5 protein-coding genes are annotated in these 7,213 nt (G+C 67.9%); all 5 read left to right on the plus strand.

Going from position 1 to position 7,213, the window contains the following annotated elements; translation table 11 throughout:
- Positions 1-88 precede the first annotated feature (88 nt).
- Positions 89-1,597 (plus strand): substrate-binding domain-containing protein, encoded by a 1,509-nt coding sequence (locus BM002_RS18855; protein ID WP_245749331.1) that lies wholly within the window; start codon positions 89-91, stop codon positions 1,595-1,597.
- An 88-nt stretch (positions 1,598-1,685) separates the two neighbouring features.
- A complete protein-coding gene (locus tag BM002_RS18860) occupies positions 1,686-2,711 on the plus strand; it encodes a type 2 periplasmic-binding domain-containing protein (RefSeq protein WP_092785221.1) in 1,026 nt (341 codons plus the stop codon).
- Positions 2,708-3,832: a TRAP transporter substrate-binding protein gene (locus BM002_RS18865; RefSeq protein WP_217641185.1), complete on the plus strand. Its 1,125-nt coding sequence runs from the start codon at positions 2,708-2,710 to the stop codon at positions 3,830-3,832. Before BM002_RS18860 ends, BM002_RS18865 begins: the two co-directional genes overlap by 4 nt.
- Before the next feature lie 215 nt (positions 3,833-4,047).
- Positions 4,048-6,324, plus strand: coding sequence for a protein kinase domain-containing protein (locus BM002_RS18870; RefSeq protein ID WP_092785224.1), 2,277 nt, complete (start codon positions 4,048-4,050; stop codon positions 6,322-6,324).
- Between the two features lie 67 nt (positions 6,325-6,391).
- Positions 6,392-7,213 (plus strand): FHA domain-containing protein (locus BM002_RS18875; RefSeq protein WP_092785227.1); only part of this gene is annotated, 822 nt, incomplete at its 3' end.

The raw sequence follows: 7,213 nt of genomic DNA on the forward strand, positions 1-7,213 counted from the left end.
GGCCCGATCAGGGGATTGATCCCCTTTACGAACAAACAAAAGGTCGAGCCCCATGAAATCTTTTGGCAAATCGCTGTCTACGGCGATGATGTTGACGATCATCCCCCAAGTCGTTCCGGCGGATGTTGTAACGGTTTCGAGCAAGGATAATGCCGTCTCCATCACGGGTGAATTGCTGTCCTTCGATGATGATACTGTCACCCTGTCGACCGAGATCGGGGAGCTGCGGCTGGACCGTGCCTCGATCAACTGCGAGGGGGCGGCCTGCCCCAGGGCGGTCACCGGGTTCTCCATGCAGGTGGCCGTGACCGATCCGACGCTGACGCCGCTGCTGCAGTTCATGATGGACGATTTCGCCCGCTCCAAGGGTCTGGTCGCCGTTTCGGTGCCCGACAGCGAGGGCGGCCTCGACCGGATCGAGATCCTGGCCGAGGAAGGCTCGGCGCTCGACGTCATGCCCTATGGTCCCGCCGACGGTTTCGCCGCGCTGATCGAGGGCCGGGTCGACCTGGCGCTGACCTCCAACGCCGTTCCCGCCGCCATGGCCGATGGCTATGCCGCCTCGGGCAAGACCGACCTGCGTGACCCGCGCCGCGAGCGCGTCATCGCGCTCGACGCGATCGTGCCGGTGGTCCATCCGTCCAACACGATCCGCTCGCTCACCATCGAGGAAATCGCCCTGATCGCCGCGGGCCGCATCGCCAACTGGGCGGAACTGGGCGGCGATGACGCCCCGATCCGCATGATCCTGCCGGCCGAAGGCTCGGCGCTCGACATCACCCTGTCGGAGCTGGTGCTGGAGCCCAACCGCATCCGCCTGCGGCGCAGCGCCGAGCGCAGCGCCGACGGCCAGGCCGCCCTGGCCGCCGTGAAGGAGGATCCCAATGCGATCACCATCACCGGCATGTCGGAGACCGCCGGCACGAACGCCGTTCCGATCCGCCAGGTCTGCGGCCCGCTGGCCCATGCCACCGACTTCACCGTCAAGGCCGAGGAATACCCCCTCAGCCACCGTATCCTGGGCTACACCGGGGCCGATGCCTACCAGGGCAACGAAGGCGAATTCCTGTCCTACATGGTCTCGCCCGAGGCTCAGGGCCTGATCACCAAGGCGGGCCTCGTCGACCAGACGATCGTCGCCAAGCCCGTGGGCGAGCAGGGCACCCGGATGACCTCGGCCATCCTGACGGCCGGCAACGGCACGGGACTGGGCCTGGTGCAGGACTTCACCCGCGACCTGGCCACGGCCGATCGTCTCTCCACCACCTTCCGTTTCACCTCCGGTTCGGTCCGCCTCGACACCAAGTCGCTCGACGACGTCGAGCGGATGGTCGACTTCCTGATCAGCCCCGAAGCCCGCCTGCGGGAGATCCTGATCATCGGCTTCACCGACGATGTCGGTCGTTTCGACCTCAACACCCGTCTCGCGCTGCAGCGGGCCACCAATGTGCGCGACGCCCTGCTGAGCGCCACGGGCGGCGATACGCTTGCGGGCCGCGTGCAGGTCTCGTCCTACGGGCCGCTGGCGCCCGTGGGCTGCAACGAGACGGCCGAGGGCCGCGACAGCAACCGTCGCGTCGAGATCTGGCTGCGCTGATCGCGCCGGCCGGGACGAAGATCAAATCCAACAGGCCAGCCTGGCCCGGGCCATGGGTCTGCCAGGCGGCAAGCCAAGGATAACAGAGATGAAACGCAGAAACGTATTGGGACTCGGATTTGGCCTCGGGGGCGCCGCCCTCGCAGCGCCGGCCCTCGCCCAGACCCGCACGACCCTGGCACTCGTCACCGACCGCGAGGCTCCGGCCCGCGTGCTGGCCGACCGGCTGAGCGCCGTCACCGACGGAGCCCTGTCGCTGGATGTCCGCGTGACACCCGCCGATTCCAGGGCCTTCCTGAGCCAGGTCGGCGAGGGTCAGGCCGACATGTACATGGGCAGCGAAGAGGATTTCGTGGACACCCACCCGGCCTTCGGCCTGTTCGCCGCCATGCCCGGTGGCATGTCCACCAGCGAACTCGAAGGCTGGATCTCGGCCTCCGATGGGCGCCTGATGTGGGATGACCTGTCCGCCGAGCACGGTGTGAAGGCCTTCCTTGCCGGCTGTGACGGTCCGCAACCGATCTGGTCCAGGGCACCGCTGACAGGTCCGGGCGACCTGACCGGTGGTCGTGTCGGGTCCACCGGCCTCGGGCTTCGCCTCATGGCCGCAATGGGGGCGGGCGATGTCGTCGATATCCGCGACGGGGGCGACCTGTCGGGCCTCGATGCGCTCGAGGGGCTGTCGCTGCTGCAGATGCGCGACGCGGGCCTGCTGGAGAGTTTCCCGCACATGACCGCCGCCAATGTCTCGCGCCCGATGTCGGGCCGCTCGGTCGGCGTGAACCTCGCCAAGTGGGAGGGGCTGACGGATGCGGATCGCCTGCTGCTGGAAAGCTGCATCACCGCAAGCCACGGGATGGATCGGATCAAGGCGCTCCACGAAGGGGCCTTGGCCGCCCGGGATGCCGCGATCACGACCCATGCGATGCCCGCAGAGATCTGGGCCGCCCAGACCGCCGCGACCAATGCCGTGATGACCGCCATCCTCGACACCAATGACATCGGGGCCGACGCCGCCGACGCCTATCTCTACTTCCTGACGGATGTGGCGGGCTGGAGCGAGATCGGCGAAGCCGCCTTCACCCAGGGCCGCAACCGGGAGCTTTCGCAGTGACACAGACCTCCAACACCCCCGCCCTGAGCCGTCGCCGCGCCCTTCTGGCCGGCGGAGCCGCCGCCCTGACCGGGGCCGCCCTGGCCGCACCCGCCATCGCGCAGGGGGCGCCCCGCGTCATCCGCATGGCGACCTCCTGGCCTGCGGATCTGGGCGGCCTGGCCGACAGCGCCAAGCGCGTGGCCGAGCGGGTCACCGCCGCCAGTCAGGGCCGCCTGTCGATCGAGACCTATTGGGCGGGCGAGCTGGTCGGGGCCCTCGACGTGCATGACGCCGCCGCCGCAGGCGACATCGAGATGTACCATTCCGCGGAATACTACTTCCAGAAGAAGCACCGCGGCATGAATTTCTTCACCACCGTTCCCATGGGGCTGACCTCGGTCGAACAGGCCGCCTGGATCGAATACGGCGGTGGCCAGGAACTCTGGGACGAACTCAACGCCACATTCGGGGTCAAGGCCCTGGCCGTGGGCAGCACCGGCGTCCAGATGGGCGGCTGGTTCAACAAGGAGATCACCTCGGTCGCGGATTTCGAGGGGTTGACCATGCGGATGCCCGGTCTGGGCGCACAGGTCATCACCCAGCTTGGCGCCAAGGCCGTGGTCCTGCCCGGTGGCGGCATCGTCGAGGCGCTGTTCGACGGCTCCATCGATGCGACCGAATGGGTCGGACCCTACAACGACCTGCAATTCGGCTTTCAGAAGCTGCTGTCGAATTATGTCTATCCGGGCTTCCACGAGCCGGGGACGATGGCCTCGATCGGCTTCAACCAGGCGTTCTGGGACAGTCTGACAACCGTCGACCAGGCGCTGATCCGCGCTGTGGCGCGGGCCGAACTGACCAATCACACAGCCGATTACTATGGCAACAACGGCCTGGCGCTGACCCAGTTGCTCAAGGAAGCAGGCTCCAAGCCGCGCCTCCTTCCCGACGATGTCTGGGATGCCCTGGCCCGTGCCTCGGCCGAGGTGAACGCCAGCGTCGCCCAGGACGACGACATGGGTCGGCGCATCTACGACAGCTACGAGGCGTACCGCCGCCTGATGGGCACGACGACGCTGGTCAGCCAGGCGGAATACCTGTCGCGCCGCGGCATGACGGACCTCTTCGCCGACGTCTGAGGCCCCGCCACGACCCTGCGCGCCTTGCCCCGGCGCGCAGGCCCCGGGGCCGCTGTCATCCACCGCAGCGGCCCCTTCTGCCCCATTAAGGCAGGCTACGGGCATGAATTTCCCCGATTAACACCCCGGTAACGACATTTTTCGGCCCGCTTTTTGTTGCACCAACGGAAACGACCCCGCCTGTGCGCGGGAAAGATACGAAGGTGGAACGAGACATGGGCGACGCAACAGCCGTAGCGCAGGACAAGGCCGAAGACGTCCTTCCGGACGAACTGGCTCCGGGAACGGAACTTCTGCACGGACAATACACGATCGACGAATTCATCAACGCCGGTGGATTCGGCATGACGTACCGCGCCCGGGACAGCCTGGACCGCAAGGTCGTCATCAAGGAATGCTTCCCCGGAGCGTTCTGCCGCCGGTCGCGCGTCATCGTGCAGGCCCGGTCGCGGGCCCATCAGACCGAGCTGAACTCGATCGTGCGCCTGTTCGTCCAGGAAGCCCGCAGCCTTTCGAAGCTGCAGCACCCCAACATCGTCGGCGTCCATCAGGTCTTCGAGGAGAACGGCACCGCCTACATGGCGCTCGACTTCGTCGACGGCCGCGACCTGCTCGAGATCGCCGAAGATCCCGACACCCATCTGCCGCCCTCCCAGATCGTCTCGATCCTGCGTGACGTCCTCAAGGCCATCGGCTTCGTCCATGCCCAGGACATCCTGCACCGCGACATCTCGCCCGACAACATCCTGCTGGATGCCGACGGTCGCCCGGTCCTGATCGACTTCGGCGCCGCCCGTCAGCAGGCCACCAAGCAGAGCCGCGTCCTGTCGGCCCTGCGCGTGGTCAAGGACGGCTATTCGCCCCAGGAATTCTACATCACCGGCACCGAGCAGGGGCCCTACAGCGACCTCTATGCCCTGGGCGCCAGCTTCTATCACCTGATCGCGGGCGAAGTGCCCACGAACGCCCAGGCCCGCCTGACGGCCATCGCCACCGGCGAGGGTGACCCCTATGTGCCGCTCAAGGGCAACGTGGAAGGCTATGACGACGCCTTCCTCGGGGCGATCGACCGCGCTCTGGAAGTGCTGCCCAAGGACCGTCTGCAATCGGCCGAGGATTGGCTGGCGATGATGGACGGCAAGGCCATGGACGCCCCCGTCCGCGCCACGATCACCGCCGCAGGCAACACCGACGCGGAGCCGACCAAGAGCAAGACCGCCCTGTTCGCCGGCGTCGCCGCCGTCGCCCTGATCGCCGCCGGCGCAGGCTTCATGCTGACCCGTTCGGATGAGCCCGTCCCGGGGGTTCCCGCCGAAACCGCACAGACCGGAACGGCAACGCCCGAAGCCTCCACGCCGTCGGCGACCCTCGAGGAGATCCCCGTCGAGACCGCCTTCTCGGGCCAGCCCACCACGCCCGCTCCGGCCGAGGCCGCGACCGAGACCGAGACCGAAGTCGTCGCAGAAATCCCCGTCGAGACGCCGTCCGAGGCCGCCCCCGCGCAGCTGCGGGCCGATATCGTCGTCGACAGCGCCGACGTCGACGGCCATTGGGATGATCTGGCCGCCCTGCGTCCGGTCCCCAAGCCGGTCTTCCGTCCGGTGCAGCGCCCCGAGCGCCCCGCGACCCCGCCGCAGCTGCGGGCCGACATCGACACCGACACATCCGCCGTCACCGGGGGATGGGCCGAACTGGCCGTTCTGAACGCCGAGCGGATCGAACGCGATCGCCCGGTGCCGCTCCAGACCCCGACCCCGATCGCCGAATCCGTGATCGAGACCGCCTTTGCCGGGTCGACCCCGCCGTCGCAGGTGCCCCTGTCCGATGCCACCTGGGCCCAGTTCGGCGCGCTGCCGGCCGCCCCCGAGGTCATTTCGGGCTTTGCCGCGATGGCGCCGATCGACGCCGTCTTCGTGGGCGAGGCCATCGAACCCGAAACGCCGGCGCCCGCCGACGCTCCGCAGACCGAAGTCCTGTCGGGCTGGTCGATCGACATGCCCTTCGACGGCCTGAACGCCGATCAGGTCGGGGTTCGCCGGATCCAGTCGGTCAATGGCGTGCCCGTCTCCACGGTTGACGAATTCAACCGCGTCCTGCGGTCCACCGTCGATCCCGAAGGCCAGATCGAGGTCAGCCTCGACGTGGGCATCGCCTCCGGTCCCAACGAACAGGCGATCCTGCAGACCTGGACCCGTCCGGTCGTTCAGGAAACCGCGTTGCTCAACGGCATGGCCTTCGAGACGCGTTTCGAGAACGGCCAGTGGGTCAGCCGCGTGACGAACATCCCCGACGGCGTTCTGACCGATATGCGCCCCGGCGACATCATCTTCGCCTTCGTTCCCACGACCGAGACGCTGACGACCCGCACCGCCATGAAGGACCTGCTCGATCGCGAGATCGCGGCCGGGCGGACCGAATATTCCTTCGCCGTCCTGCGCGGCGGCAGCAACTGGGTCGCCTTCATGACCTACGAAAGCCTGCTCAACAATTGATCCGAACCCCCCGGGGCACCCTGTGCCCCGCCCCTGAACAACGCCCCGACAACAAGAGGTAGAGACCATGAGCTTCCTTCGCAGTCTTTTCGGCCGGACCCAAAAACCGACCCCCGTCACCCCCGCGCCGAAAGTCGCGCCCGCGGTGACGTCCCCCGCCCCCGAGGCCGCCCCCAAGGTCGCCGCCACACCCGCCGCCCCGGTCATGCAGGCGGTGGCCATCGCCGCCGCAAAGGCACAGCCGCGGCGCACCGACAGCGCGGGCGACAGGTCGACCACCGAGATGCTCAAGCAGGTGGCCGAGAAACTCAAGGACGGTGGCGACGCCCCGGCCCAGACCTCTGCCGCCGCCGCCAAGCCGGCCGCCGCGGGCAGCATCTGGGACCTCGACGACGCCACGGTCGCCCCGGCCCCGGCCCAGGAAACCGCCGCACAGCGGTCCCCCGCGCGCAAGCGCCGGACCAAGACCCGGCTCATCGGGTTCGACACCTCGCAGGGCGATGTCGTCGACCTGTTCAAGGACGCCCCCACCGGGCCCGCCCCCGTCAAGACGACCCGCTTCCCCGTGGGCTGGCTGATGGTCGTCGACGGCCCCGGCCGCGGCGAGAGCTTTGCCCTGAGCAGCGGCCTGTCGCAGATCGGCCGCGGCGACGACCAATCGGTGCAACTGGACTTCGGCGACGCCGCCATCTCGCGCCAGAACCACGCCGCCATCGTCTATGACCCCGCCGAGCGCAGCTTCCTGCTGGGCCAGGGCGGCAAGTCCAACATCGTGCGCCTGAACGGCACGCCGGTCATTTCCAACGAGCCGGTCAAGACCGGTGATACCATCAAGATCGGGGAAACGACCCTGCGCCTGGTCACCATGTGTGGCAAGGATTTCGATTGG

Origin of the sequence: Jannaschia pohangensis, from assembly GCF_900113875.1 — a bacterium.
GTDB lineage: Bacteria > Pseudomonadota > Alphaproteobacteria > Rhodobacterales > Rhodobacteraceae > Jannaschia > Jannaschia pohangensis.